This is a genomic window from Micromonospora sp. MH33 (assembly GCF_003013775.1).
GTDB classification, from domain to species: Bacteria; Actinomycetota; Actinomycetes; order Mycobacteriales; family Micromonosporaceae; genus Micromonospora; species Micromonospora fulviviridis.
The window spans coordinates 1-24,501 of sequence record NZ_MUYZ01000074.1; the positions used below are offsets into that span (position 1 = coordinate 1).

At 73.7% G+C, this 24,501-nt stretch carries 27 protein-coding genes and 2 pseudogenes; 13 read left to right on the forward strand and 16 right to left on the reverse strand.

Translation table 11 applies throughout. The features are described from left to right. On the forward strand, positions 1-149 hold a 149-nt coding region (locus B0E53_RS14270), incomplete at its 5' end, for an LPXTG cell wall anchor domain-containing protein (protein WP_146167668.1). A gap of 54 nt (positions 150-203) precedes the next feature. Here B0E53_RS14270 and B0E53_RS14275 read toward each other — a convergent pair. Both B0E53_RS14275 and trmB read right to left on the reverse strand, forming a co-directional pair. Then, positions 204-2,708, reverse strand: coding sequence for a DEAD/DEAH box helicase (locus B0E53_RS14275; RefSeq protein ID WP_107076509.1), 2,505 nt, complete (start codon positions 2,706-2,708; stop codon positions 204-206). A gap of 47 nt (positions 2,709-2,755) precedes the next feature. Further along, positions 2,756-3,460: a tRNA (guanosine(46)-N7)-methyltransferase TrmB gene (gene trmB / locus B0E53_RS14280; protein ID WP_107076510.1), complete on the reverse strand. Its 705-nt coding sequence runs from the start codon at positions 3,458-3,460 to the stop codon at positions 2,756-2,758. A gap of 132 nt (positions 3,461-3,592) precedes the next feature. On the opposite strand from trmB, the gene B0E53_RS14285 reads away from it, so the two are divergent. Together B0E53_RS14285 and B0E53_RS14290 are read left to right on the forward strand one after the other, a co-directional pair. After that, positions 3,593-4,261 carry a hypothetical protein gene (locus B0E53_RS14285; protein ID WP_107076511.1) on the forward strand — a complete coding sequence of 223 codons (669 nt, stop codon included), beginning with the start codon at positions 3,593-3,595 and terminating at the stop codon, positions 4,259-4,261. 8 nt (positions 4,262-4,269) lie between these two features. Next, on the forward strand, positions 4,270-4,944 hold the full coding sequence (locus tag B0E53_RS14290; protein WP_107076512.1) for a class F sortase: 675 nt from the start codon (positions 4,270-4,272) through the stop codon (positions 4,942-4,944). A 391-nt stretch (positions 4,945-5,335) separates the two neighbouring features. Here the strand turns inward: B0E53_RS14290 and B0E53_RS14295 are convergent, their stop codons facing one another. From B0E53_RS14295 to B0E53_RS14305, 3 genes are all read right to left on the reverse strand, one after another. After that, a complete protein-coding gene (locus tag B0E53_RS14295) occupies positions 5,336-5,656 on the reverse strand; it encodes an antibiotic biosynthesis monooxygenase (RefSeq protein WP_107076513.1) in 321 nt (106 codons plus the stop codon). 22 nt (positions 5,657-5,678) lie between these two features. Further along, positions 5,679-6,476, reverse strand: a complete 798-nt coding sequence (locus B0E53_RS14300; RefSeq protein WP_107076514.1) for an exodeoxyribonuclease III — start codon at positions 6,474-6,476, stop codon at positions 5,679-5,681. 66 nt (positions 6,477-6,542) lie between these two features. Beyond that, the gene (locus B0E53_RS14305; RefSeq protein ID WP_107076515.1) at positions 6,543-7,463 is read right to left on the reverse strand and encodes a PAC2 family protein; all 921 of its coding nucleotides are present in this window, start codon (positions 7,461-7,463) and stop codon (positions 6,543-6,545) included. A 392-nt stretch (positions 7,464-7,855) separates the two neighbouring features. Between B0E53_RS14305 and B0E53_RS14310 the strand changes: the two genes are divergently transcribed. From B0E53_RS14310 to B0E53_RS14315, 3 genes are all read left to right on the forward strand, one after another. Beyond that, positions 7,856-8,740 carry a peptidase M23 gene (locus B0E53_RS14310; RefSeq protein WP_107076516.1) on the forward strand — a complete coding sequence of 295 codons (885 nt, stop codon included), beginning with the start codon at positions 7,856-7,858 and terminating at the stop codon, positions 8,738-8,740. A gap of 93 nt (positions 8,741-8,833) precedes the next feature. After that, the gene (locus B0E53_RS37555; RefSeq protein WP_168215316.1) at positions 8,834-8,980 is read left to right on the forward strand and encodes a hypothetical protein; all 147 of its coding nucleotides are present in this window, start codon (positions 8,834-8,836) and stop codon (positions 8,978-8,980) included. Between the two features lie 41 nt (positions 8,981-9,021). Next, complete coding sequence (locus tag B0E53_RS14315) at positions 9,022-9,759, forward strand: EcsC family protein (protein WP_107076517.1); 738 nt, start codon at positions 9,022-9,024, stop codon at positions 9,757-9,759. A 40-nt stretch (positions 9,760-9,799) separates the two neighbouring features. Here the strand turns inward: B0E53_RS14315 and B0E53_RS14320 are convergent, their stop codons facing one another. Then, positions 9,800-10,642: a GDSL-type esterase/lipase family protein gene (locus B0E53_RS14320; protein WP_107076518.1), complete on the reverse strand. Its 843-nt coding sequence runs from the start codon at positions 10,640-10,642 to the stop codon at positions 9,800-9,802. 113 nt (positions 10,643-10,755) lie between these two features. Further along, positions 10,756-11,385 carry an antibiotic biosynthesis monooxygenase gene (locus B0E53_RS14325; RefSeq protein ID WP_107076519.1) on the reverse strand — a complete coding sequence of 210 codons (630 nt, stop codon included), beginning with the start codon at positions 11,383-11,385 and terminating at the stop codon, positions 10,756-10,758. Between the two features lie 171 nt (positions 11,386-11,556). Here B0E53_RS14325 and B0E53_RS14330 point away from each other — a divergent pair, with 171 nt between their 5' ends. The 3 genes from B0E53_RS14330 to B0E53_RS14340 are packed head-to-tail and all read left to right on the forward strand — an operon-like array spanning position 11,557 to position 14,243. Next, complete coding sequence (locus B0E53_RS14330; RefSeq protein ID WP_107076520.1) at positions 11,557-11,811, forward strand: DUF6343 family protein; 255 nt, start codon at positions 11,557-11,559, stop codon at positions 11,809-11,811. A gap of 12 nt (positions 11,812-11,823) precedes the next feature. After that, positions 11,824-13,236 carry an NADP-dependent succinic semialdehyde dehydrogenase gene (locus B0E53_RS14335; RefSeq protein WP_107076521.1) on the forward strand — a complete coding sequence of 471 codons (1,413 nt, stop codon included), beginning with the start codon at positions 11,824-11,826 and terminating at the stop codon, positions 13,234-13,236. A 41-nt stretch (positions 13,237-13,277) separates the two neighbouring features. After that, positions 13,278-14,243, forward strand: a complete 966-nt coding sequence (locus B0E53_RS14340) for a TIGR03885 family FMN-dependent LLM class oxidoreductase (protein WP_107076522.1) — start codon at positions 13,278-13,280, stop codon at positions 14,241-14,243. 22 nt (positions 14,244-14,265) lie between these two features. Here B0E53_RS14340 and B0E53_RS14345 read toward each other — a convergent pair whose 3' ends face one another. Continuing rightward, on the reverse strand, positions 14,266-14,712 hold the full coding sequence (locus tag B0E53_RS14345) for a VOC family protein (protein WP_107076523.1): 447 nt from the start codon (positions 14,710-14,712) through the stop codon (positions 14,266-14,268). Positions 14,713-14,773: 61 nt separating this feature from the next. On the opposite strand from B0E53_RS14345, the gene B0E53_RS14350 reads away from it, so the two are divergent. From B0E53_RS14350 to B0E53_RS14360, 3 genes are read left to right on the forward strand one after another with little or no spacing between them, the layout of a single operon-like run. Next, positions 14,774-15,751, forward strand: coding sequence for a YafY family protein (locus B0E53_RS14350; RefSeq protein ID WP_210406061.1), 978 nt, complete (start codon positions 14,774-14,776; stop codon positions 15,749-15,751). An 11-nt stretch (positions 15,752-15,762) separates the two neighbouring features. Continuing rightward, complete coding sequence (locus tag B0E53_RS14355) at positions 15,763-17,343, forward strand: Na+/H+ antiporter (RefSeq protein ID WP_107076525.1); 1,581 nt, start codon at positions 15,763-15,765, stop codon at positions 17,341-17,343. After that, entirely contained in the window at positions 17,340-17,597 is a 258-nt protein-coding gene (locus B0E53_RS14360; RefSeq protein ID WP_107076526.1) for a UBP-type zinc finger domain-containing protein, read from the forward strand. The genes B0E53_RS14355 and B0E53_RS14360 overlap by 4 nt, the downstream gene beginning before the upstream one ends. 4 nt (positions 17,598-17,601) lie before the next feature. Here the strand turns inward: B0E53_RS14360 and B0E53_RS14365 are convergent, their stop codons facing one another. The 7 genes and pseudogenes from B0E53_RS14365 to B0E53_RS14395 all read right to left on the reverse strand — a co-directional run bounded on the left by B0E53_RS14365 (position 17,602) and on the right by B0E53_RS14395 (position 23,119). Continuing rightward, positions 17,602-18,135, reverse strand: coding sequence for a GNAT family N-acetyltransferase (locus B0E53_RS14365; protein WP_107076532.1), 534 nt, complete (start codon positions 18,133-18,135; stop codon positions 17,602-17,604). Between the two features lie 117 nt (positions 18,136-18,252). Then, positions 18,253-18,987, reverse strand: coding sequence for a hypothetical protein (locus B0E53_RS14370; protein ID WP_107076527.1), 735 nt, complete (start codon positions 18,985-18,987; stop codon positions 18,253-18,255). Positions 18,988-19,050: 63 nt separating this feature from the next. Then, positions 19,051-19,437, reverse strand: a pseudogene (locus B0E53_RS40395) (YciI family protein). 104 nt (positions 19,438-19,541) lie between these two features. Continuing rightward, entirely contained in the window at positions 19,542-19,862 is a 321-nt protein-coding gene (locus B0E53_RS14380; protein WP_107076528.1) for a multidrug efflux SMR transporter, read from the reverse strand. Between the two features lie 23 nt (positions 19,863-19,885). Beyond that, entirely contained in the window at positions 19,886-20,086 is a 201-nt protein-coding gene (locus tag B0E53_RS14385; protein WP_107076529.1) for a DUF397 domain-containing protein, read from the reverse strand. Next, a pseudogene (locus B0E53_RS40115) lies at positions 20,074-20,375 on the reverse strand (Scr1 family TA system antitoxin-like transcriptional regulator); the annotation flags it as partial. The pseudogene B0E53_RS40115 and the gene B0E53_RS14385, both read right to left, overlap by 13 nt. Positions 20,376-20,509: 134 nt before the next feature. Then, the gene (locus B0E53_RS14395) at positions 20,510-23,119 is read right to left on the reverse strand and encodes a glycoside hydrolase family 9 protein (RefSeq protein WP_107076530.1); all 2,610 of its coding nucleotides are present in this window, start codon (positions 23,117-23,119) and stop codon (positions 20,510-20,512) included. Positions 23,120-23,325: 206 nt separating this feature from the next. Here B0E53_RS14395 and B0E53_RS14400 point away from each other — a divergent pair, with 206 nt between their 5' ends. Beyond that, entirely contained in the window at positions 23,326-24,051 is a 726-nt protein-coding gene (locus B0E53_RS14400) for a protein phosphatase 2C domain-containing protein (protein WP_107076531.1), read from the forward strand. A 5-nt stretch (positions 24,052-24,056) separates the two neighbouring features. On the opposite strand, the gene B0E53_RS14405 is transcribed toward B0E53_RS14400, so the two are convergent. Next, positions 24,057-24,501 (reverse strand): ATP-dependent helicase C-terminal domain-containing protein (locus B0E53_RS14405; RefSeq protein ID WP_281492860.1); only part of this gene is annotated, 445 nt, incomplete at its 5' end.

A 24,501-nucleotide genomic window follows, 5' to 3' on the forward strand; every position in this document is an offset into this window, starting at 1 on the left:
GCTCCGGCGGCTCCGGCGGCGGCCTGCCGGTCACCGGCGCCCCCGCCGTCGCGCTCGCCGGCGTCGGCGCCGCCGTGCTCGCGCTCGGCGCCGTGCTGTTCGTCATGTTCCGTCGTCGCCGCGTGGCCTTCCAGACGCCGCGCGACTGATCCGCCGACGCCACGGGGGTGGGCCGGTCTCCGGTCCACCCCCGCGGAGCGAGGTCAGAGCTGTCCGACGTCGGTGATCCGGACCACCGCGGCGCCCGTCTCGTCGGAGGCGGCGAGGTCGATCTCGGCGCTGATGCCCCAGTCGTGGTCGCCCTCCGGGTCGTCCAGGATCTGGCGTACGGTCCACTTCTCCCGGCCCTGCTCGATCATCAGCAGCGCCGGGCCGCGCGCGTCCGGCCCCACCCCGATCGAGTCGTACGCCTCGAAGTACGGCTCCAGCGCGTCCGCCCACGCGTCCGCGTGCCACCCGTGCTCGGCGTCCAGCTCCCCGAGCAGGTCCCAGCGGCGCAGGGCGGCCAGCTCGACCCGGCGGAACAGCGCGTTGCGCACCAGCACCCGGAACGCCCGGGCGTTGCGGGTGACCGCCGGCGGCCGGTCGTCCAGCGACGCGGCCACCTCCGCGACGTCGGACGGGTTGCGCAGCCGCTCCCACTCGTCGATCAGGCTGGAGTCGACCTGGCGGACCAGCTCACCGAGCCACTCGATGAGGTCGACCAGTTCCTCGGTCTTCGCGTCCTCGGGGACGGTCTGCCGCAGCGTCTTGTACGCGTCCGCGAGGTAGCGCAGCACCAGCCCCTCGGAGCGGGACAGGCCGTAGAACTGGACGTACTCGGTGAAGGTCATGGCCCGCTCGTACATGTCGCGGACCACGGACTTGGGCGAGAGCTGGTGGTCGGCGACCCAGGGGTGGCCCTGCCGGTACATCTCGTACGCCGACCCCAGCAGCTCGGCGAGGGGCTTCGGCCAGGTCACCTCGTCGAGGAGTTCGAGGCGGGCCTCGTACTCGATGCCCTCGGCCTTCATGGCGGCGACCGCCTCGCCGCGGGCCTTGAACTGCTGCGCGGAGAGCACCTGACGCGGGTCGTCGAGGATCGACTCGATCACGCTCAGCACGTCCAGCGCGTACGACGGGGACTCCCGGTCGAGCAGTTCGATGGTGGCCAGGGCGAGCGGGGACAGCGGCTGGTTGAGCGCGAAGTCGAGCTGGAGGTCGACGGTGAGCCGCACCCGGCGGCCCTGCTCGTCCGGCTCGGGCAGCTCCTCGACCACGCCGCCGGCCCGCAGCGCCCGGTAGATGGCGATGGCCCGGCGGATGTGCCGGCGCTGGGCGGCCCGGTCCTCGTGGTTGTCGGTGAGCAGGTGCCGCATCGAGGCGAACGCGTCGCCGGGGCGGCCGATGACGTTGAGCAGCATCGAGTGGCTGACCTGGAAGCTGGAGGTCAGCGGCTCCGGCTCGGCCTCGACCAGGCGCTGGAAGGTCGGCTCGCCCCAGCCGATCGAACCCTCCGGCGGCTTCTTCTTCACCACCTTGCGGCGCTTCTTCGGGTCGTCGCCCGCCTTGGCGAGGGCCTTCTCGTTATCGATGACGTGCTCGGGGGCCTGCACGACGACCCGGCCGAGGGTGTCGAAGCCGGCCCGCCCGGCCCGGCCGGCGATCTGGTGGAACTCGCGGGCCTTGAGCAGCCGGGTCCGGGTGCCGTCGTACTTCGACAGGCCGGTGAAGAGCACGGTGCGGATCGGCACGTTGATGCCGACGCCCAGGGTGTCGGTGCCGCAGATGACCTTGAGCAGCCCGGCCTGGGCCAGGGTCTCCACGAGGCGGCGGTACTTCGGCAGCATGCCGGCGTGGTGCACGCCGATGCCGTGCCGGACCAGCCGGGACAGCGTCTTGCCGAAGCCCGAGGTGAACCGGAAGTTGCCGATCGCCTGGGCGATCATGTCCTTCTCGGCCCGGGTGCAGACGTTCACGCTCATCAGCGCCTGGGCGCGCTCCAGCGCGGCGGCCTGGGTGAAGTGCACGACGTAGACCGGTGCCTGCTTGGTCGCCAGCAGCTCCTCCAGGGTCTCGTGCAGCGGCGTCATCGCGTACGAGAAGAGGAGCGGGACCGGCCGCTCGGCCGAGCGGACGACGGCGGTGGGCCGCCCGGTGCGCCGGGTCAGGTCGTCCACGAAGCGGGTGGTGTCGCCGAGCGTCGCCGACATCAGGACGAACTGCGCCTGCGGCAGCTCGATGATCGGCACCTGCCAGGCCCAGCCGCGGTCCGGCTCGGCGTAGAAGTGGAACTCGTCCATGACCACCTGGCCGACGTCGGCCCGGGTGCCCTCGCGCAGCGCCAGGTTGGCCAGGATCTCCGCGGTGCAGCAGATGATCGGGGCGTCGGCGTTGACGCTGGCGTCGCCGGTGAGCATGCCGACGTTCTCCGCGCCGAAGACCTCGCAGAGGGCGAAGAACTTCTCCGAGACCAGCGCCTTGATCGGCGCGGTGTAAAAGGTGGTCCGGTCGTCGGCCAGCGCCGCGAAGTGCGCGGCGATCGCCACCAGGCTCTTGCCCGAGCCGGTCGGCGTATTCATGATCACGTTCGCGCCGGAGACGATCTCGATGACCGCCTCCTCCTGGTGGGGGTAGAGGTCGAGACCGCGCTCGGACGCCCAGCCGGCGAACGCGTCGTAGAGGGTGTCGGGGTCGGCGCTCTTCGGCAGCGCGGCGGTGAGAGTCATGGCGACTCCCATCGTGCCTGGATCATGGGCCGCCGCGCCAACCGGGTTCAGCGCCGCCGGTGGATCAGGTCGAAGATCTCCCGCCCGGCGGTCAGCGCCCGGCGCTCGAACTTGGTCACCGGCCGGTGCGCCGGGCGGGGCGCGTAACCGCCGTGCACGTCGACCAGCCCCGGGTCGGCGGTCAGCGTCTCCCGCATGGCCTCGGCGTACTCGGCCCAGTCGGTGGCGCAGTGCAGCGTCCCGCCAGGGGCCAGCCGGGAGCGCAGCAGCGTCACGTGCGCCGGCTGGATGATCCGCCGCTTGTGGTGCCGGGCCTTCGGCCACGGGTCGGGAAAGAAGACGTGCACCGCGTCCAGGCAACCCTCCGGCATGGCCCGGACCAGGTCCAGCGCGTCGCCCTTGGCCACCCGCACGTTGCCCAGATCGTGCCGTTCGACCAGTTCGAGCAGGTTGGCGATTCCGGGCGTGTGCACCTCAACCGCCAGATAGTGTCGGTCCGGGTCGGCGGCCGCCATGGTGGCGGTGGCGTCGCCCATGCCGGACCCGATCTCCAGCACCAGCGGCGCCCGCCGTCCGAACAGCGCCGTCGGATCGCACGGCCCGTCCAGGTCGTCGATCTCCAGGCCGTACGCGGGCCAGAGCCGGGCCAGCGCGTCGCGCTGCCGGTCGCTCATCCGCCCGCGACGCGGGTGGAACGTGCGGATACGGGCGGCGTGGGCCGGCGGCGCGGCGCTGAAGTCGGTGGAGGTCACAGCGACCCGAGCGTACGCGACCGCCGGAGCGGATCGGATGTGATGTGCGGCCCGGGGTGAGAGGATTCATCCCAGTACGACAGGACGGGTGGCCCGCCGCCCGTCACCGCCGACGCCGGGCCGGGAGGGGGCATGGTGTCAGTCACGGGACGTGCGGTGCTGCTGGTCGCGGCCGCCGCGTGCACCGCCCCGCTGGTCGGCGCGGCGCCCGCCCAGGCTGGCCCGCCCGCCGCCGCCCCGCTGTCTGCCGCTCCGGTGCTCGCCGCTCCGGTGCCCGCTGCCGGCCCGGTGCTCGCCGCTCCCGCGCTCGCCGCTCCGATGGTCGCCGCCGAGCCGGCGCCCGGGCAGCCGGGGACGCAGCCGTCGCCCGCTGACGTGATCTTCGTGGAGGTCACCCCGAGCACCGTCGAGCCCGGCTTCCTGGTCGGCATCCGGGCGAGCTGCCGGGACAACTCGGTGCCGGCGACCGTGGTCTCCGACGCGTTCGGCCGGATCCAGGTGCAGCCGCAGCGCGGCCTGCTCACCGCCTCGCCGATGGTCCGGGAACGCACCCGCCCCGGCAACTACCGGGTCAAGCTGGAGTGCCCCACCGGGCAGACCGCGTCCACCATGCTCCAGGTGGTCAAGCGGGTGCAGCCCAGCCGCGGGCCGGCGACCGGCTTCGGTGGCACCGCCGGCGGCGGTGGCCTCGGCGGGCTGCTGGTGCCCGTCGGGCTCGGGCTGACCGTGGTCGGCGCGGTGGTCGGCGTGGCCGCGTCGCGCCGGCAGCCCCGTACCCTCCGTGGCGCCGCCCCGCGCTGAGCCCCGCCATGGCCGCGAACCCCACTCCCCAGTCAACCGCCCGGGCGGCCCGGACCCGCGCCCGCAGCCCGTGGTCGACGCCGCTCGCCGTACTGCTGGTGCTGGTCGGGGTCTTCGCCACCGGCGCCGGCCTGGGCCGGACCGCCGGACCGTTCGACTGGGCCGACGCGGCGACCGGATCGAGCCGGCAGAGCGCCGAGCCGACCCGGGCGCGGGAGCCGGCCAGCCTCCCGGTCCGCCTCGCCGTGCCGGCCATCAAGGTCACCGCCCCGGTCACCCCGGTCGGCCAGGCGCGGGACGGCTCGATCGAGGTCCCGCCGCTGACCCAGCACCACCAGACCGGCTGGTACAACCGCGGGGCGGTGCCCGGCGAGCCGGGCCGGGCGATCATCGTCGGGCACGTGGACACCAAGAGCGGGCCGGCGGTCTTCTACCGGCTGCACGACCTGAAGCCCGGGGACCGGATCGAGGTGACCCGGGAGGACCGCAGCGTGGTCACCTTCAAGGTCGACACCGTCGAGTACTTCGACAAGGCCAACCTCCCCGCCGACCGGGTCTACGGCGACTCCGGCCCGGCGGAGCTGCGGCTCATCACCTGCGGCGGCGAGTGGGTCGGCGGCCACACCGGCTACCAGGACAACGTGATCGCCTTCGCCACACTCCTCGACACCCGCAACCCCTGACACCGCCGCTCTTGATCAACTCCAACTCGCCGAGCTGGCGGCATCCCGAGCGTCGTCGCGGTCCGCTCGGCGCTCCGCGTCCCTGCGCCGGATCCTCGTGACGCTCCGGATCTTGGAAAGTTACCGTGCAGAACCAACGGCAAGTCGCCAAGATCCGCAGGACGGTCAGCCAGGGCGGTCCCTGCGACGGGATCGGTCCGGCGGCCGGATTGCGGCACGACATTCCCCCGGCCGGCTACTCCGATTCCGTGACGAACACGCCCTGGCCCTGCCAGCCCTGGCGGGCCGGCGGCTGCCTGGAGTGCCGTGACCGGGACACCTGCCCGCAGCTCGACTGGGCACTCAGGCTCATGGCCGAGGTCGCCTCGACCCTGTTCAGACGTAGGAGCGGTCAGCCCTTGCCAGGGACGTGCTGGACGACCTCGAACTCCAGCAGCGTGGCGCCGGTGGCAACGGGCTTGCGCGGTTCGCCGCCCTCGCCGCCGGCGTGCGCGGCCCGGGACGGCCCCTGCGCCCACGCCTGGTACGCCTCTTCGGTCTCCCAACGGGTGTAGACGAAGTAGCGGCTCTCCCCGGCGACCGGGCGGAGCAGTTCGAAGCCGAGGAAGCCGGGGGAGTTCTCCACCGCGCCGGCCCGGGCCGCGAACCGCTTCTCCAGCTCCTCGCCGGCACCCGGCGGGACGTCGATCGCGTTGATCTTCACGACTGCCATGGCTCCACCCTAGCGAGCCGGGTCAGAACGTCTCGACGGTCGGCACCAGGTCGGCGTCGACCACGATCGGGGCGTGGTCGGACGGGCCCTTGCCCTTGCGCGCCTCCCGGTCCACGTACGCCGAGGTGACCGCGCGGGCGAACGGCGCGGAGGCGTAGACCAGGTCGATCCGCATGCCCTTGTTCTGGTGGAACATGCCGGCCCGGTAGTCCCAGTAGGTGTAGGGGTGCGGGCCCTTCATCGGAGTGGGCACCACATCGTCGAGCCCGAGGTCCCGCAGCGCGGCCAGGGCGGCGCGCTCGGGCGGGGTGACGTGGGTGGAGGTGACGAAGAGCGCCGGGTCCCAGACGTCGGCGTCGGTCGGGGCGACGTTGAAGTCCCCGCAGACCGCGAGCGGCAGCCCGCCGGCCAGCTCCGGCTCCAGGGCGTCCCGCAGGGCCGCGAACCAGGCCAGCTTGTACGCGTAGTGCGGATCGTCGGGCGAGCGGCCGTTCGGCACGTACACCGACCAGACCCGCAGGCCGGCGCAGGTGGCCGAGATGGCCCGCGCCTCCGGCTCGGGGAAGCCCGGTTCGCCGGGGAAGCCGACCGCCACGTCGGCCAGCCCCACCCGGGACAGGATGGCGACCCCGTTCCACCGGCCGTCGCTGTGGCTGGCCGCCTCGTAGCCCAGCTCGCCCACCTCGGCGACCGGGAACGCCCCGTCGGGGCACTTGGTCTCCTGCAGGCAGACGACGTCGGGCTTCGTGGTGGCCAGCCAGTCGAGCAGCCGGGGGAGGCGGGCCTTCACCGAGTTGACGTTCCAGGTCGCCAGGCGCATGTCTCCAGCCTGCCCCATCGGCGGCCACCCCGCCGGGTCAGCCCCGCGGGGTGTCGCGCCTGCCGGTCAGCGTTCCGGTGTGTCTCCGGGTTTGGTCTGCTCGGCGAGGAAGCGTTCCAGCTCGGCGCCGAGTTCGTCGGCGGTGGGCAGCGGGCCGGTCTCCTGGGCGAGCAGGTTCTTCTCGCCGCGGCCCCGGGCGAACGCGTCGTACTGCTCCTCCAGGGCCTGGACCAGGGTGGCCGCCTCCTCGGTCTGGGCGACCTGGCGGTCGATCTCCACCCGCACCACCTCGGCGGCGGCGCCGAGGCCGTCGCGCGGCAGCAGCAGCCCGGTGCTGCGGGACACGGCGGAGAGCAGCGCGTCGGCGGCGGCCGGGTACTCGGCCTGGGCGACGTAGTGCGGCACGTGCGCGGCGAAGCCGAGGGCGTCGCGGCCCTGCTCGCCGAGGCGGTACTCCAGCAGGTGGCCGACGCTGGCCGGCACCTGCACCTTCTGGAGCCAGGGCTCGTATCCGGAGATCAGTTCGGGCCGGGTGGCGTGCGCGGTGACGCCGCTGGGCCGGGTGTGCGGGACGGCCATCGGGATCGAGTTGAGCCCGACGGTGAGCCGCACGTCGAGCCGGGCGGAGAGCGCGGCGACCGCGGCCACGAAGCGTTCCCACTGGAGGTCGGGCTCGGGGCCGGTGAGCAGCAGGAACGGGGTCTCGTCGTCGTCGCGCAGCAGGTGCAGCTCCAGCGCCGGGGCGTCGTAGTCGGCCCAGTGGTCCTCGACGAAGGTCATCACCGGCCGGCGGGAGCGGTAGTCGAAGAGCTGGTCGACGTCGAAGCGGGCGATCGGCCGTGCCTCCAGGGAGGTGAGCAGCTGCTCCCGGGCCAGCCGGGTGGCGTTGCCGGCGTCGACGAAGCCGGTGAGCGCCTGGATCAGCACCGGTTGGCCGAGGTCGGGCAGATCGTCGCTGAGTTCGTAGAGCTCGTGTGGGTCGAGCACCGGTTCGGACCTTCCTGTCGACGCGTACGGGCGGGCCGTGCGCGCACGGCCTTCCCGGTTCGGCCAACGTACCGGCCGCCGTGGTCCATTCCGTTACGGGCCGAACGATGATCACAGTTCGGTGTCGGTGACGGGATCGTTCCCCCTGACGGGCCGGGTCCGCTTCGGCCGAAAGGACGAGTTAGTCGATCACTGGGCCCGGCCGGGAGGGCTGCGAGGTTCCTGCCCGGCGCTGCGCGACCCGGGATGGACCAGAGGTTTTCCCGGCTCGCGAGGTCCGTCACCCGACGCCCCACGGCGCCGAGCGATGTCCGGTTCCGGGAGGGCAAAGTGTGACGAGGGCCATCCTTTGGGCCTGGGTGATCCCGGTTTGCCCTGCCTAGCCTCGTCGAATGCGTGACGACGGCACCCTCGACGACCAGTACGGCACCGGCGGCTCGGCTGACCGTTCGGACGATACCCCCTCGACCGTTCAGTCGACCGCTTCTCCGGATGCTTCCACTCCCCGTGGTTCCCTGCGTACCCGCTTCGACGCCCTGATGAACCCCCTGGCCGCCCGGCCCGGCCGGACGAAGATGGCCGTGGCCACCGGCGCGGTCTGCTGCCTCGGCCTGGTGGGGGGCTTCAGCCAGATCGGCGCCCGCCCGGCCGGCGACACCCCGAGCCCCGCCGCGTCGGCGGAGGTCGCCCAACGGGCGGACATCGACGCCGCCTCCCGCGGCCTGGCCCGCGAGAGCACCGCCCCGGCGACCCCGAGCGCCAGCCTGTCGGCCAGCCCTTCGGCCACCCCCTCGGCGACCGCCAAGCCGAAGCCGAAGGCGAAGCCCGCGCCGCGCCGGATCGTCCCGGTCGCCGGCCTGGACCAGACCCAGATGAACAACGCCAAGAAGATCGTGCAGGCCGGCCGGGAGATGGGCGTGCCCCGTCGCGGCCTGGTCATCGCGGTGGCCACCGCCATGCAGGAGAGCACCCTGCTGAACTACGCCAGCGGCGTGCTGCCCGAGTCGCAGAGCTACCCGCACCAGGCCATCGGCTGGGACCACGACTCGGTCGGGCTGTTCCAGCAGCGGCCGAGCAGCGGCTGGGGCACCGTCGAGGAGCTGATGGACCCGGAGTACGCCACCAAGGCGTTCCTCTCCGCCCTGGAGGAGATCCCCGGCTGGCAGGACCTGCCGCTCACCGTCGCCGCCCAGGCCGTCCAGGTCTCCGCGTTCCCCGACGCGTACGCCCAGCACGAGTGGCGCGCCAACGCGGTGGTCAAGGAGATCCTGGGCTGACCGGGGGCCGGGGTTGCCGGAGGGGCGGCCCGGGTACCAGGGACTTGCCGGTCCCGGGTACACATGAGAGGGGACCGCGGACAGGAGGACGTCATGTCACTGGTGCAACGGCTCAGCGCCTTCCTGCGGTCGCCCCGCGGTCAGCAGTTGGTCGACCGCGGCCGGCGCGAGCTGGCCAAGCCGGAGAACCAGGCGAAGCTCAAGCAGCTCGCCGCCCGGCTGTCGTCCCGCCGGCGCTGACCGCTCCGCCCCCCGCAGTACCGACCCCCGGGAGCCCCCTCGTGACCGACCCCGCCCCCGTCGACGGCGAGCCCGCCGTTCCCCCGAAGCCGGCCGCGCCGGCCGAGGCGCCCGAGGCGCCCCCGGCGAAGCTCTGGGACCGGATGCGGGACGACCCGCAGTACGCCCCGGAGCACCTGGCCCTCGAGGCGGTGCGCCGGCTCGGGCCGGAGGCGGCGCAGTGGGCCGACCGGGAGCGGGCGCAGCGACCCGACGTCCCCGCCGAGGAGCTGGCCGAGCAGGCGGTGCGCAAGTTCGTCAACCACGCGCGGCTCTCGGGCGCGGTCTCCGGGGCGGCCGGGCTGCCCGGCGCGGTGATCGACGTGGGCGTGCTGGCCTGGACCCAGGCCCGGCTGGTGCTGCACGTGGCGGCCGCGTACGGCGTCGACCCGGTCCACCCGGACCGGGCCACCGACCTGCTGGTGCTCCAGCGGGTGCACAAGGTGGCCGAGAGCGCCCGGCTCGCCCTCGGGGTGGCCGCCGGCCGGGAGCGGGCCGGCGCGCTGTTCGGCATGGGCGGGCAGCGCCCGCTGGGCCGGGTGATGCTCCAGCTCGGCGTCCGGCTGGCCCGGATGGCCGGGGTGCGCGCCGCCAAGCGGATGTTCGCCAAGGTGATCCCCGGCGCCGCGATCATCCTCGGCACCTGGGCGAACTCGTCGGCCACCAAGGACCTCGCCGACCGGGCCCGCGCCCTCTACGGGGGCGGCCCCCGGCAGTTGCCCGGCCCGCGCCGGCCCTGACCGCCGGCGCGGCCAAGCCGGGGCGGAGCCGGGGGAAGGGTCAGTCGGCCCAGCCGGCCGCGTCCCAGGTGACGTCGGCGAGCCGGTCCTGGCCGGCGGCGTTCGGGTGGAACCAGTCCAGCGCGTTCACCTCGTCCAGGCTGAACCGGGTCCGGTGCACCGCGCCGCCGTCCCACCGGCAGCGGGACCCGTACGCCCGGCAGGCGGCGCGCAGTTGCCCGTCGTACGCGTCGATCCGCTCGCGGAACCGGGCCCGCCGCGCCACCGCGGCCGGCGCGGTCGACGTGGCGTCGGCCAGCAGCGCCGGGCAGATGCCGCGCGACCAGGCCCGCACCGCCCGGGACTCGGTGTGCCCGATCTCCCAGAGCCGGTACAGGTCGGGCAGGCTGACCACCAGCACCCGCGCCTTCGGCCGGCCCTTGCGCAGCACCGCCAGGGCCGCGTCGACCTGCTTGCGGAAGGTGGCCACCGGCGTCATCTCGGCGATGTCGTTCCGGCAGGCGTCGTTCGCCCCGATCAGCACGGTGACCAGGTCGGCCTTGTCGCGTACCGCCGCCCGGGCCTGGTCGGTGAGGCCGGCCGCGCGGGCGCCCGGCGCGGCCCGGTTGTAGGCCCGCAGCGTCGGGTTGTCCTCGCGCAGCCGCCGGTAGAGGCTGTGCACCCGGATGCCGTCCCCGCTGGACCAGGAGTTGCGTTCGCAGCTCACCAGCACCAGGCACGAGCCGAAGCCGGTGGTGACCGAGTCGCCGAGCGCGGTCAGCACCTTCGGCGCGCCGGGGGGTGCGGAGCCCGACGGGCGGGGCGACGCCGAGCCCTCGCCGTCGCAGGCGAGCGCGACCAGCGCCGCGAGGCAGGCCAGCGCGGCGATCCAACGTCGAGGCATACCGTCCCCCGTCCGGCGGCATGAAGCGGCGCGTCGACCCTATACGCCTCGGCCGTCCGGACGGGGACTCTGTCGCCTTTCCGGCATCGACAACCGTCGTTCACATCAGCGTGTTACGACCGGTTCGTGAACCGGCGCCGGCGCCGCCAGGGCGCGGGCTGGCCGTGCAGCCACCAGTGCAGCGCCCGGGTGATCCGGGGCAGCACCAGGTAGGTCATCAGCGGGGTCAGGCAGAGCGTCATGAGCAGCGTCCGTGCCGCCAGCGGCACGTCGGCGATGAACCGGGCGGTGAGCAGGGTGGCGGTGAGGCTGAGCGGGAAGAACGCCAGCCAGATGGTGACCGCCTGCTTCCAGCGCGGCGGGGCGGCCGGCGCGGCCGGCTCGGCGTCGGCGCCCGCGGACGTCTCGACCACGTGGTCCACCGGCGGGTCGAACCAGCCCTCGATGCCGGTGCGGCGCTCGGTCCGGGTGTGCTCGACGATGCCCTGCGCCGAGGTCAGCCACCAGTGCCGCTGCGCGGAATCCTCCCAGTCGCGCAGCGTGTCCTGGTTCGCGAAGCGGTACATCACGTGCCACTCGGGGGAGCCGGGCGCGCTGCGGACGAACCCGGCGCCCAGGAAGCCGGGGAAGCTCTCGGCCAGCGCCGTACCGGCCCGGATCCACGCCACCATCTCGTCGGTGCGCGCCGGATCGGCGCGCCGCGAGACGGCGACCGTCACCGGCACCGCGTGCGTCGTGGTCATGCCCGTCCTCTCCGCCGCCGGGATCTCCGGCGGTCCCGGCAGACCGGTGTAACGCACCGCCCGGTCGGGCGCATCCGGGGAGTACCCGCCTGGTGTCCGGGATCACCGGCCGCGGCCGGGCCGTCCCGGCGGGACCGGTTAACCCGCGCCGCGCGGGGGTAGCCCGGAGGAATGACGCGATCACAGCCCCGCCGCCGGGTCAACGCCGCGTACAGCGCGTTGAACCTGCGGCTCGTGCTCGCCCTCTTCGGCCTGGTCGTCATGACCATCCTCGCGGTGTTCGCGTTCGCCGCCGATGTGACCTGGCTGGGTGTCGTCTGTGCGATCCTCGCCGTGGTGGCCGTGGTCGACCTGGTCGTGATCCAGCGCCGCCGCGCCGCGCGCCACCGCGAGGAGCCGGGCGTGCGGCACTCGCTGTTCGAGTGACAGGAGTACGACATGCCCATCGCCACCACCAATCCCGCCACCGGGCAGGTGCTCAAGACGTACGACGCCATGTCGGACGAGCAGGTCGACGCGGCCATCGAGCGGGCCGACCTGGCCTTCCGGCAGCTGCACGGGACCACCATCGCCGAGCGGGGCCGGTGGCTGATCGCCGCGGCCGACCTGCTGGAGGCCGAGCGGGACGAGACCGCCCGGCTGATGACCACCGAGATGGGCAAGACGTACGCGGCCGCGAAGGCCGAGGTCACCAAGTGCGCCACGGCCTGCCGCTTCTACGCCGCCAACGCGGCGAAGATGCTCGCCGACGAGCCCGCCGACGCCGCCGCGGTCAAGGCGAAGCGGGCGTACGTGCGGCACCAGCCGATCGGCCCGGTGCTCGCGGTGATGCCGTGGAACTTCCCGCTCTGGCAGGTGATGCGGTTCGCCGCGCCGGCCCTGATGGCCGGCAACACCGGGCTGCTCAAGCACGCCTCCAACGTCCCGCAGACCGCCCTCTACCTGGAGGAGCTGTTCCGCCGGGCCGGCTTCCCGGAGGGCGCGTTCACCACCCTGCTGGCCGGCTCCGAGAAGGTGGACCGGATCCTCAGCGACCCCCGGGTCCGGGCCGCCACGCTGACCGGCAGCGAGCGCGCGGGCCGCTCGATCGCCCAGATCGCCGGCCGGGAACTCAAGAAGACCGTGCTGGAGCTGGGCGGCAGCGACCCGTTCGTGGTGATGCCCTCGGCCGACCTGGACAAGGCGGCCGAGGTGGCCACCACGGCGCGCTGCCAGAACAACGGCCAGTCCTGCATCGCCGCCAAGCGGTTCATCGTGCACACCGACGTCTTCGACGCCTTCGCCGAGAAGTTCGCCGCCCGGATGTCGGCGCTGCGGGTCGGCGACCCGATGGACGAGAACACCGACGTCGGCCCCCTGGCCAGCGAGGGCGGCCGCGACGAGATCCACGCCCAGGTGCGGGATGCGGTCGACAACGGCGCCACCGTGCTGTGCGGCGGCGAGAAGCCGTCCGGCGAGGGCTGGTACTACCCGCCGACCGTGGTCACCGACCTGCGGCCGGGGATGCGGATGTGGTCCGAGGAGGTGTTCGGGCCGGTCGCCGGCCTCTACCGGGTCGACTCCTACGAGGAGGCGATCGAGGTCGCCAACGGCACCAACTTCGGCCTCGGCTCCAACGCCTGGACCACCGACCCGGCCGAGCAGGAGCGCTTCGCCGTCGACCTGGACGCCGGCAACGTCTTCATCAACGGCATGACCACGTCCTATCCGGAGCTGCCCTTCGGCGGGGTGAGGAACTCCGGGTACGGGCGCGAGCTGTCCGCCGTGGGCATGCGGGAGTTCTGCAACACCAAGACCGTCTGGGTCGGCGAGGGGGAGGCCGGCGCCGGGGCCGGTGCGCACTCGGAGTAGTCGCGATTGGCCGGACGCCGTCATGGGTAGGAGATGCGCCCATGACGGTGTTCGGCTTCCACGCGTCCCACGAGCAGATCCACCCGGCCCGGCTGCTGGCGGCGGTGACCCACGCCGAACGGGCCGGCTTCGACGCGGCCATGTCGTCGGACCACTTCTCGCCGTGGAGCGCCCGCCAGGGCCACTCCGGCTTCGCCTGGTCCTGGCTCGGCGCCGCGCTCCAGGCCACCAACCTGCCGTTCGGTGTGGTCAACGCGCCCGGCCAGCGCTACCACCCGGCCATCATCGCCCAGGCCATCGGCACCCTGGCCGCCATGTACCCGGGCCGGTTCTGGGCCGCGCTCGGCACCGGCGAGGCGAGCAACGAGCACATCACCGGCACCGGCTGGCCGCGCAAGGACGTCCGTACCGCCCGCCTGCGCGAGTGCGTCGACGTGATCCGGGCGCTGCTCGCCGGCGAGGAGGTCAGCCACGACGGGCTGGTCACCGTGGACCGGGCGAAGCTGTGGACCCGGCCCGAGCAGCCGCCCGCGCTGATCGGCGCGGCGGTCAGCGTGGAGACCGCCCGCTGGTGCGCCGAGTGGGCCGACGGCCTGATCACCGTCAACGCCCCGGTCGAGCAACTGCGGCGGATGATCGACGCCTACCGGGACGCCGGCGGGCGCGGGCCGCTGCACCTCCAGGTGCACGTGAGCTGGGCCCCCGAGCAGGCCGAGGCCGAGGCCATCGCGTACGACCAGTGGCGCAGCAACGTCTTCGCCCCGCCGGTCTGCTGGGACCTGGAGCTGACCGACCACTTCGACGTGGTCAGCGAGCAGGTGCCCATGGAGCGGGTCACCTCGGTGGTCAACGTCTCCGCCGATCCGGGCCGGCACGTCGGCTGGCTGGAGGAGTACGTCGCGCTGGGCTTCGACCAGATCGCCCTGCACCACGTCGGGCAGGAGCAGCGCGCCTTCATCGACACGTTCGGGGCCGAGGTGCTGCCGAAACTCCGTACCACCGGGTGACCACGCCACTGCCCGCGGCTGGTCAGTCGAGGCAGAACTCGTTGCCCTCGGGGTCGGCCAGCACCAGGTGACCGGCGCCGAGCGGGGGTGCGGGCTCGTGGCGCCGCAGCCGGGTGGCGCCGTGCGAGACGAGCCGTTCGGCCTCCGCCTCCAGGGCCGCCATCCGGGCGTCGCCGGAGAGCCCCGGGGCGGCCCGGACATCCAGGTGTACGCGGTTCTTCCCCTGCTTGCCCTCCGGCACCCGCTGGAAGAACAGCCGCGGCCCGGAGCCGGCGGGGTCGACCACCGCGGAGGCGTCGTTGCGCCGCTCGGGCGGCACGCCCATCGCCTCCAGCGCCTGCTCCCACGACTCGAAGCCCCCGGGCGGGTCCTGCAGCCGGTAGCCGAGGGTGGTGGCCCAGAAGGCCGCCAGGGCGGCCGGGTCGGCGCAGTCGAAGGTGATCTGGACGGTCCGCGTCTGTTCGGTCATGACGACAGTCTGCCCGGAATCGCGGACAGGATCGTTCCGCGATCTGTGGAACCATGAGGGTGTGACCGTCGAGGCGACGACCGAGCGGGTGCTGCGGTTGCTGGCGCTGCTGCAGCGGCGGTCGTCCTGGACCGCCGCCGAACTCGCCGCCGAGCTCGGCGTCACCGACCGTTCGGTGCGCCGCGACGTGGAGCGGTTGCGCGCGGTCGGCTACCCCGTTCACGCGACGTCCGGCGTCGGCGGCGGCTACCAGCTCGGCGCGGGCACCCGGCTGCCGCCGCTGCTCCTCGACGACGAGGAGGCGATCGCGACGGCCGTCTCCCTGCGGCTGGCCTCGGGGGGCACGGTCGCCGGGGCCGGCGAGGCGGCACTGCGGGCGCTCGCGAAGCTCGACCAGGTGATGCCGGCCCGGCTGCGCGCCGAGGTGCGCGCGGTGCACGGCGCCACCGAGACCCTCGTCGGCCCCGGGGTCGAGATCGACGCGGAGCTGCTGGTGACGCTCGCCCGGGCCTGTCGCGACCTCGTGCGGGTGCGGTTCCGGTACCCCGGCCGCGACGGCGGGGAGCGCGAGCGCACGGTCGAGCCGGTGCGGATGGTCACCACCGGCCGCCGCTGGTACCTGATGGCCCGGGACGTCGACCGCGACGACTGGCGCACCTTCCGGCTGGACCGGATGCGCGAGGTGGTGGCGACGACCTGGCGCTTCCGGGCGCGGGAGCATCCGGACCCGGTCGCCTACGTGCAGCGGTCCGTGACCGGGTCGCCGTACCGGTATCTCGCCCGGGTGCGGGTGCATGCGCCGGCCGAACGGGTCCGGGAACTGGTGCCGCCCCAGGTGGGGCGCGTCGAGGACGACGCCGACGGGTGGTGCGTGCTCGCCGTCGGCGGGGACGGCCTGGACTGGCTCGCCGTGCAGGTGGCCCGGCTGGGCTTCGAGGCGCAGGTGCTGGAGCCCCCGGAGCTGCGGGAGGCCGTGGCCCTGCTGGCCCGCCGGCTCGCCACGATGGCCGGCACCGGCGGGACGCCCGGCAACACCTAGGCTCGTACCCCATGGAAGCTCTGATCGAGGTCGTGGTCATTCTCGCGATCGCGACGTTCGGCGCGGCGCTGGCCCGGCGGCTCGGCCTGCTGGCGCCGATCCTGCTCGTCGTGCTCGGCCTCGGCCTGTCCTTCCTGCCCGGCCTCCCGCAGGTGCGCCTCGACCCGGAACTGGTGCTGGTGGGCATCCTGCCGCCGCTGCTCTACGTGGCGGCGCTGAAGACCTCCGTGCCCGCGTTCCGGCTCAACATCCGGCCCATCCTGCTGCTCGCCGTCGGGCTGGTGATCTTCACCGCGTTCGTGGTGGGCACCGTCGTCCACCTGATCCTGCCCGGCGTGCCGTACGCGATCTGCCTGGCCCTCGGCGCGGTGGTGGCGCCGCCGGACGCGGTGGCCGCCACGGCGGTGGCCCGCCGGGTGGGCCTCCCGCGGCGGGTCGTGACCATCCTGGAGGGGGAGAGCCTGGTCAACGACGCCACCGCGCTGGTGCTGCTGCGCGTGGCGGTCGCCGCGGCCACCGCGGCCGGTGGGCACGTCGGGGTCGGCGAGGTGGCGCTCGAGGTGCTCGTCTCGGCCGGCGGCGGCGTCCTCGTCGGGCTGCTCGGCGTGGTGGTCTTCGGCCACCTGCACAAGCGCATCACCGACCCGGTCCTGGACAACGCGCTGTCGCTGATCGTGCCGTTCGCGGTGGTCTTCGCCGCCGAGGAGATCCACGCCTCCGGGGTGGTCGCCGTGGTGGTGACCGGGCTGGGCATCGGGCACAAGCAGCCGCTGCTGATGTCGGCCGCCTCCCGGCTCCAGGTGGGCGCGTTCTGGCGGCTCATCCAGTTCCTGCTGGAAGGGTTGGTCTTCCTGCTGGTCGGCCTGCAACTGCGCGAGGTGCTCCGGGACCTCGACGAGCCGGCGGGCCGCCTGGTCGGGATCACCGTCGCGGTGCTGGCCGCCGTCGTGCTGACCCGGTTCGTCTGGCTCATCCCGGCCACCTACCTGGCCCGGCTGGTGCCCCGGGGCCGCCGCCGGGACGCGCCGCCCCCGGTGCAGGTCCCCTTCGTCATCGGCTGGGCCGGGATGCGCGGGGTGGTCACCCTCGCCGCCGCGCTCGCGCTGCCGCTCACCCTGGCCGACGGCCGGGAGTACCCGCGGCAGCTGTTCATCTGGCTGGCGTTCGCGGTGATCGTGGTGACCCTCGTGGCGCAGGGCGCCACCCTGCCGGCCGTGGCGCGGGCGGCGAAGCTGCCGCCGGACGACCCGGTGCAGGACGCGCTCTCCGCCGCCGCCGTGCAGCAACAGGCCAGCCGGGCCGCCCGGGAACGGCTGGAGGAACTCGCCGGCGGGGCGCCGGAGGCGGTCGTGGAACGGCTGCGCGGGCTGGTGCAGAGCCGCACCAACCTGGCCTGGGAACGGCTCGGGGGCACCGCACGGGAGACCCCCTCGCAGGCGTACGGTCGGCTGCGGAAGGAGATGATCGACGCGGAGCGGGAGGTGTTCCGGGCCGCCCGCGACTCCGGGCGGATCCCGGAGGAGGTACTGGTCAGCGCCTACCGTGACCTGGACCTGGAAGAGTCGTTGCTGCGACAGGAGGCCGACGAGTGAGCTGCGCACACCTCACCGATGCGGGTGACGCCGACCCGAAGACCACGACCGAGTGCCCGGACTGCGTGGCCATCGGCAACGACGACTGGGTGCACCTGCGGGCCTGCCTGACCTGCGGGCACGTGGGCTGCTGCGACTCCTCGCCCTACCAGCACGCCACGAAGCACTTCGAGTCGACCGGGCACCCGGTGATGCGCTCGATCCAGCCCGGCGAGTCGTGGCGCTGGTGCTTCGTCGACGAGGAGATCGGCTGACCGGTCAGCCGAGGCGGCGCTCCAGCACCTGCCCCGGCCACGGCTCCCGGCCCTCCCGTTCCACCGTGAACCGGTCGGTGGCGGTGAAGCCGCAGCTCTCGTAGAACCGGACCAGCGCCCGGTCGTCCCCGCCGTAGCAGTCCACCCGGAGCAGCCCGAGGCCACGGGCGCGGGCCAGTTCCGCCGCGTACGCCAGCAGCCGCGCCCCGATCCCGTGTCCCGCGTACGCCCGGTCGGTGACCAGCAGGTTGACGTACAGCTCCGGTTCGGTGGCCGGCGGCACGTACGCGGTGGCCGACCCCACCACGAGGGCGCCCACGGCGGTGTCGCCGAGCATCGCCAGGTACAGCCCGCCGCCGCCGGCCCACGCGTCGGCCTGGGCGATCCGGCGCGGGTCGGTCGACGCGGGCTCGGTGCCCCACTGGCCGGTCCGGCCGCGCGCCACCAGCCAGGCGGTGGCGCTGTCGAGCAGCCGCAGCACGGTGGCGGCGTCGTCCGGCACGCCGGGGCGGATGGCGATGGTCTGCTGGCCGGTCATGCCGGTCATGCTGCCATCCGGCACCTGACCGTCTTGACCGGTGGGGCGGCGCGCGGTTTATCGCGGCACCATCCAGCTATGGAACTGGGTGGGAGGCGATGCCTCCCACCCAGCCGGTCAGGACTCCGTCTCGTCGGGTGAGGCCCGCACCGTGACGTGCGCGGAGACCTGGAACGTGTCGTCCTTGAACCGGGTGACGGTGAGCATGACGATGTGGTCCTTGCTGGTGCTGAGGCAGCCGATCCGGCCGACCGGGATGTGCACCCGTTCGTCTCCCTGGCTGGAGATGAGGTCCGCGCATTGCTGCCGGGTGGGCGTGCCCGGCCCCGGCCACCGGGCCAGATACCCCTGCTGGGCGACCAGCGGACCGTCTCCGGCAGCCGAGGTCCGCGTCAGGTCGGAGTTGAAGACCGGCCAGTCCATCTGCACCGTCGGCGGTGTCGCGTCGAGGTCGATGCCGTCGTCGTCGAACCGCACTGGTCCGCTCCACCGGACCTGGTCAGCCGGCGGCACGGTCGAGGTTGCCGAAGGGGTCGACGTTCCGACCGACGAGCCGGCCGAAGGGCTCGATGGAGTCGGTGCCGGCAGAGCCTCGGTCGGGCTGCCCACGCCGCCACCCGGCGTGGCGGGCGACCCGTCCCGCCTGTCGCCCGCGTCGTGCAGCGTGACGACGGCCGTGACCACGGCGGTGAGGAGAACTCCGAACAAGCCGATGACGGCGCCCACCACGGCCCCTCTGCCGCCACCGTCCAGCTTGTGGTGGTAGTGGTGGCTCAGGCGTTGCCGCACGGTCCGCCGCTCGTCGCCGCTGCCCACGTGCTCGTTACCGTTCGTGCCCTCCGGCATGACCACCCGGTGACTCCCTGCCGCCTACTGCTGACTCGGCGTTCACTCTATCCATCGACCGCAATCGCGTCAGGCCGCAGCGGCCACGCCGCCGCCGCAGCCACACGTCGACGCAGCCTGCTGCGGTTCACGGGCGGGCCAGTTGGTCACGGCGACGGATGAGGTACGCCGTCTCGGCGGTGGCCGGAGCGCGACGTCGAGGTGGGGGGCCTCGATGATCCAGAAGCCGACGACGTGCTCCTTCGACTCCAGGTAGGGCCCGTCGGTAACACCCGCTCCCCGTCCCGGGCGTCGACGACGGTTGCCGTGCCGGGCGACGCGGGGCCGCCGGCGAAGACTTAGTGGCCGTCGGCCTTCATCTGCTGGTTGAAGACGTCGATCGCGGCCTGCTCCTCCGCGGTGGCGCCCGGCCGTGTCGTTGAGCACGGACATGAGGTACTGGGCCGTCGGGATCATCTCCTGTCAGGTGGCCGCCCCCTCGGGCCGCCGTTCACCCCTGCTACGAACGCCGCCGCCCCGATCCGACACGCCCGCCGAGATTCCGCGTGCTCCGCCGGGATTCAGTGCGCTCCGCCGAGGTTGAGCACGACCACGCCCGCGATCACCAGGCCGGCCCCGACGACCTTCGCCACGCTCAGCGGCTCATTCAGGAACGCCGCCCCGATCGCCATGATGGCGGCGGTGCCGAGTCCGGACCAGACCGCGTACGCGACGCCGACCGGGATGTCCCTGACCGTCAGGGAGAGCAGCCCGAACGACGACAGGTACGCGACCGCGACGCCGAGGGTGGGCCAGAGCCGGGTGAAGCCGTCGGTCGCCTTGAGCAGGCTGGTGCCGATCACCTCGGCGGTGATCGCGCCGAGCAGGAGAAGGTACGCCACGCAGGGACCGTACCCGGGCGGGGTCAGCCCCGGATGGGCTCGCGGAGGGTGTCGACGAACGCGTGCCAGGCCGCCGGGGTGAAGGTGAGGGTGCCGCCGGCGCGGTGCTTGGAGTCGCGGACGGCGACGACGCCGGGCAGGTTGTCGGCGACCTCGACGCAGGTGCCGCCGTTGGAGCTGCTGCGGGTGCTGGTGCGCCAGCGGGCGCCGGTCAGGTCAGCCATGGCCGTGCCTTCAGGAGGTGGAGGGTCTGGTCGCGCGGCAGCGCCACCGACCTGAGAGTGTCCCAGACCTGCCGAGGGCGGCAACGTCCTTCGTGGTCCGCCCGGCGGCCTGGTCGTCCAGATAGGCCACGTCCTCGGCCTCGTCGCTGCTGGCGATGACGAACGGCCCGGCCTGGCCGGGGTGGAAGCCGGCCCGCAGCGGCAGCACGTGCAGCAGCACCCGGGGATGCTGGGCCATGGTGACCAGGTGGTCGAGCTGCGGTTGCATGATCTCCGGGTCGCCCCGCCGCCTCCACCCTGGACGTTCCGGACACCCGCCGACCCTACCGTCACGTACGGTACTCGTCACGCGACGCCGCGTGCCGCGTGAGGAAACGCGCGAGGGGTGGCCGCCGTCGGCGACCACCCCTCGGTGCGGATCCGTCAGGACAGCGTGCAGGCCCGGCCGTTGAGGGTGATCAGGTCCGGGTTGGGGTTGGGGCCGCCCGCCGTCGACCCGTTCAGGCCGAAGGTGACCGTGCCGCCGGGGCCGATCCTCGCGTTCCACGACTCGTTCTTCGCCGTGACCGTGGCGCCCGACTGGGTGACCTTCGCCGACCAGTAGCCGCTCACCTTCTGGTCACCGACGAACGCCCACCGGAGGCTCCACCCGGTCACCGCCGCGGTGCCGGTGTTCCGCACGGTCACCTGGGTGGTGAAGCCGTCCGGCCAGCTGCCGTGGGTGGTGTACGTGACCGCGCAGGTCGGCGCCGGCACGGCCGCCGCGTCGCCCTGGTCGGCGAGGAACGACGCCAGCCAGGCCAGCGCGGAGTTCCAGTTGATCGCCACCTCGTTGGTCGCGTACGAGTTGATGTCGTCCACGTAGCAGAACATCGGCGCGCAGCCGGCGAGCAGGTTGGCCGCGTACGGGTCCTGGAGGGCGGCGTTCGGGCCACCAGCGAGGGAACCGGCGGGCGGGTTCGGCAGGTCCGGGTTCAGCTGGTGGGCGAAGGTCCGGCTGTGCTGGTTGCGTGCGTGCTGCTCGCCCCAGCCGGTCACGTAGGACATGTTCAGCGCGTTGCGGCCGAACAGGTAGTCGGTGCTCTGCACGGCCCCGTCCCGGTACTTCGCGTCCCGGCTCAGGTCGAACGCGGTGGCCAGCACGATCGCGTTGTTGACGAGGTTGCTGTTGCTGCCCCAGACGTACGCGTCGGCCGCGCCGGGCAGCGGCAGCCCGTACGCCTGGTCCCGCGCGGTGGCCAGGTAGCGGTCGGCCGCCGCGGTCACCGAGGCGCGGATCCGGGCCCGCTCGGCGGCCGGGAGGCCGTTGGGCACGGTGGCCAGGTCGAGCCGGCCCAGCGCGGCCACGCTCTGCCAGCCGAAGGCCCCGCCGGGGGCGAAGACGTCGGCGGTGTGCAGCGGCGAGGCCGTGAGGTCGGCCAGGTACGCCGGCCCGCCGGTGGTCAGCCACAGCTCGACGGCCGCCCAGTAGAACTCGTCGGTCACGTTCGTGTCGTCGTACGCGCCGCCGCCGGTGCCGTCGGCCGCCGAGGCGTAGACCGCCGGGTGGGCCTTGGCCGCCGCGTACGCGGTCTTCGCGGCGGCGCCGCAGCGGGCCGCGAACGCGGCGTCGTACGGGGCGAAGAGGCGGGCACACTGGGCGGCCACGGCGGCCAGGTTGAGCGTGGCGGCGGTGGACGGCGGGTGCAGCTCGCGGGGCTGCGGGTCGTCCTGCGGGGCGAGCGGCAGTCCGGTCCAGTTCCGGTCGTGGATCTTGTGGTGGACCATCCCGGCGAGCGGCTCGCCGGCCGGCACCTGCATGCGCAGCAGGAACTCCAGCTCCCAGCGGGCCTCGTCGAGGATGTCCGGGACCTTGTTGCCGCGCTCCGGCACCCGCAGGGTGGCGTCGCCCAGCGCCGTCCCGCCGGCGGCGCTCTCGGCGGTCCTGGTGCGCTCGAAGGCGTTGAGCAGCTGGTAGGTGGCGATGCCGCCGTTGACCACGTACTTGCCGTGGTCGCCGGCGTCGTACCAGCCGCCGCGCACGTCGAGGGAGTAGTCGCAGACGCCGGGCTGGCAGGGCACGTCGGTGTCGCCCTGGTTGGGCGCCACGCCGAGGTGGCCGGCCGGGCGGGCGTAGCCGGCGCCGATGAGGTCGCCGTCGATCGGGGTGCCGCTGCGCTGGGCGTAGAAGAACTGGAGCGAGTCGGCGCGCAGCCGGTCGTAGAGGGTGCCGGAGATGTCGAACGGGTGGCTGGTCTCCCCGTCGGCGACCAGGGTGTAGCCGGTGCCCGGGGTGCGGTACGCGGAGAAGTCGGCGGTCTGCACCCGCTGCCCGGAGGCCGGGTCGACGCCGCGCGGGGTGGTGGTCCCGGCGGCCACCACGGTTCCAGTGGCCGACCTCAGTTGCCAGGGCAGCGCCTCGGCGGCGTCGGTGACCACGGTGACGTTCTTCGGCCCGCCGGGCAGGTAGCCGACCTGGTTGACCCGCACCCGCGGCCCGGTGTCCGGCTCGTACGGCGGGGCCGCCTCGCCGCCGCGCAGCGAGACGTTGTCCAGGCAGAACGTCTGTGCCTCGGGGCTGCCGCCGACCTGGAAGATCAGTTGGGCGCCGGCGTTGTCGGCCGGTGCGGTGAACGTCCGGGCGACGTGCTGGGCGGCGCCGGTCGCGGTCGCGTCGACGCTGGCGTACGTCGTGTAGGGGGCGCTGCCGAGCTGGAGCACGGCCTTGACGGCCGCGCCGGGGGTGGCGGAGATGTCGAAGGAGAGTTCGTACTCGGCGCCGGCGATCAGCGGCACCGCGTCCTGGCCGATGCCGGCGTCCCAGGGGTTGGCCAGGCCGCCGGCGACGGTCGTGCAGAGCCGGCCGTCGGTGACCCCGAGGTCACCGGTGCCGTAGGAGAACCAGGGGGAGGTGCCGGCGCTGAAGTCGCCGTTGCGCAGCTGTTCGGGGGCGTCCGGCGGCACCTCGGCGCGGGCCGGGGCGGCGGTGCCGCCGGTGAGCGCCAGGGCGGCGGCCGCGGCGAGGGCGGTGAGCCGACGTCGGGATGGGGTCACGGAGGTTCCTTCCGTGCGCGGGAGGAGTTGGCGAGAGCTGGGAGCGCTCCCAATATCACCCGATGTTTCCAGCACGTTCCCCCGCTGTCAATCGATCCGGTCCGATGCCCCGCGCGCCGCTGCCGACAGTGAGATTCGCCGCGCCACGTAGCATGGTCCTGATCTCCTAGAGACAACCCAGCCCTTCAACTGGCAGGCTGCCTCCCATGACCCTGAAGCTTCGTTCCGTCGGGGCGAGCGACCGTGGGCTGATCCGCAGCGGCAACCAGGACGCCCAGCACGCCGGCAACTGGCTGGTCGCCGTCGCCGACGGCATGGGCGGCATGGCCGCCGGTGACCTGGCCAGCCGCATCGCGATGGACGCGTTCGCGCCGCTGGACGTGGAGACTCCCGAGGACGCCCTGGTGGCCGCCCTCCAGGGCGGCATCGAGCTGGCCACCGCGGGAATCCGGCGGGCGGTCGAGGAGGACCCGGAACGACAGGGCATGGGCACCACCCTGACCGCGCTGCTCTTCGCCCGCACCGGCAGCTGCCTGGCCCTCGCGCACGTCGGCGACTCCCGGGCCTACCTGTTCCGGGAGGGCGTGCTGAAGCAGGTCACCCGGGACGACACCTTCGTGCAGATGCTGGTCGACCAGGGCGTGATCACCGCCGAGCAGGCGAGCAGCCACCCCCGCCGGGCCGTGGTGACGCAGGCGTTGCAGGGCGACGAGGTCTCCCCGACCTACGCGACGATGGTGCCCTGGGCCGGCGACCGCTGGCTGCTGTGCAGCGACGGCCTCTCCAACGTGGTCCGTCCCGACACCCTCGCCGAGGTGCTCGGCGGCTACCCGGACCGGGAGGCGTGCGCGGCCAAGCTGATCGACCTGGCGCTCCGTGCCGGCGGCCCGGACAACGTCACGGTGGTCATCGCCGACGTGACCGAGGAGTAGCCGGGTCAGCGCCGGCGCGGGCTGGCGCGCCGGGTCGGCTCGGCGCTGGCCGGGTCCTCCGGCCACGGGTGGCGGGGGTAGCGGCCGCGCAGCTCCGCCCGCACCTGCGGGTAGCCGGTCCGCCAGAAGGAGGCCAGGTCGGCGGTGACCGCCACCGGCCGGCCGGCGGGGGAGAGCAGGTGCAGCAGCACCGGCACCCGGCCGTCGGCGATCCGCGGCGCGTCCTGCCAGCCGAACGTCTCCTGGAGCTTCACGGCCAGCACCGGGGCGGCCGGGTCGCTGTAGTCCAGCCGGATCCGCGATCCGCTGGGCACCGGGAGCCGCTCCGGCGCCAGCTCGTCCAGCCGGGCCGCCTGCCGCCAGTCCAGCAGCCGCCGCAGCGCCGCCGGCACGTCGACCCGGGCCAGGTCGGCCCGGCGGCGCGCGCGGGCCAGCTCCGGGCCCAGCCAG

Bases quoted from the DNA above. Each gene is read 5' to 3' on its own strand.
- B0E53_RS14275 (WP_107076509.1), bottom strand. From the start codon at position 2,708: ATGACTCTCACCGCCGCGCTGCCGAAGAGCGCCGACCCCGACACCCTC.
- B0E53_RS14285 (WP_107076511.1), top strand. From the start codon at position 3,593: ATGGTGTCAGTCACGGGACGTGCGGTGCTGCTGGTCGCGGCCGCCGCG.
- B0E53_RS14290 (WP_107076512.1), top strand. From the start codon at position 4,270: ATGGCCGCGAACCCCACTCCCCAGTCAACCGCCCGGGCGGCCCGGACC.
- B0E53_RS14295 (WP_107076513.1), bottom strand. From the start codon at position 5,656: ATGGCAGTCGTGAAGATCAACGCGATCGACGTCCCGCCGGGTGCCGGC.
- B0E53_RS14300 (WP_107076514.1), bottom strand. From the start codon at position 6,476: ATGCGCCTGGCGACCTGGAACGTCAACTCGGTGAAGGCCCGCCTCCCC.
- B0E53_RS14310 (WP_107076516.1), top strand. From the start codon at position 7,856: ATGCGTGACGACGGCACCCTCGACGACCAGTACGGCACCGGCGGCTCG.
- B0E53_RS37555 (WP_168215316.1), top strand. From the start codon at position 8,834: ATGTCACTGGTGCAACGGCTCAGCGCCTTCCTGCGGTCGCCCCGCGGT.
- B0E53_RS14320 (WP_107076518.1), bottom strand. From the start codon at position 10,642: ATGCCTCGACGTTGGATCGCCGCGCTGGCCTGCCTCGCGGCGCTGGTC.
- B0E53_RS14325 (WP_107076519.1), bottom strand. From the start codon at position 11,385: ATGACCACGACGCACGCGGTGCCGGTGACGGTCGCCGTCTCGCGGCGC.
- B0E53_RS14330 (WP_107076520.1), top strand. From the start codon at position 11,557: ATGACGCGATCACAGCCCCGCCGCCGGGTCAACGCCGCGTACAGCGCG.
- B0E53_RS14335 (WP_107076521.1), top strand. From the start codon at position 11,824: ATGCCCATCGCCACCACCAATCCCGCCACCGGGCAGGTGCTCAAGACG.
- B0E53_RS14340 (WP_107076522.1), top strand. From the start codon at position 13,278: ATGACGGTGTTCGGCTTCCACGCGTCCCACGAGCAGATCCACCCGGCC.
- B0E53_RS14345 (WP_107076523.1), bottom strand. From the start codon at position 14,712: ATGACCGAACAGACGCGGACCGTCCAGATCACCTTCGACTGCGCCGAC.
- B0E53_RS14355 (WP_107076525.1), top strand. From the start codon at position 15,763: ATGGAAGCTCTGATCGAGGTCGTGGTCATTCTCGCGATCGCGACGTTC.
- B0E53_RS14365 (WP_107076532.1), bottom strand. From the start codon at position 18,135: ATGACCGGCCAGCAGACCATCGCCATCCGCCCCGGCGTGCCGGACGAC.
- B0E53_RS14385 (WP_107076529.1), bottom strand. From the start codon at position 20,086: ATGGCTGACCTGACCGGCGCCCGCTGGCGCACCAGCACCCGCAGCAGC.
- B0E53_RS14400 (WP_107076531.1), top strand. From the start codon at position 23,326: ATGACCCTGAAGCTTCGTTCCGTCGGGGCGAGCGACCGTGGGCTGATC.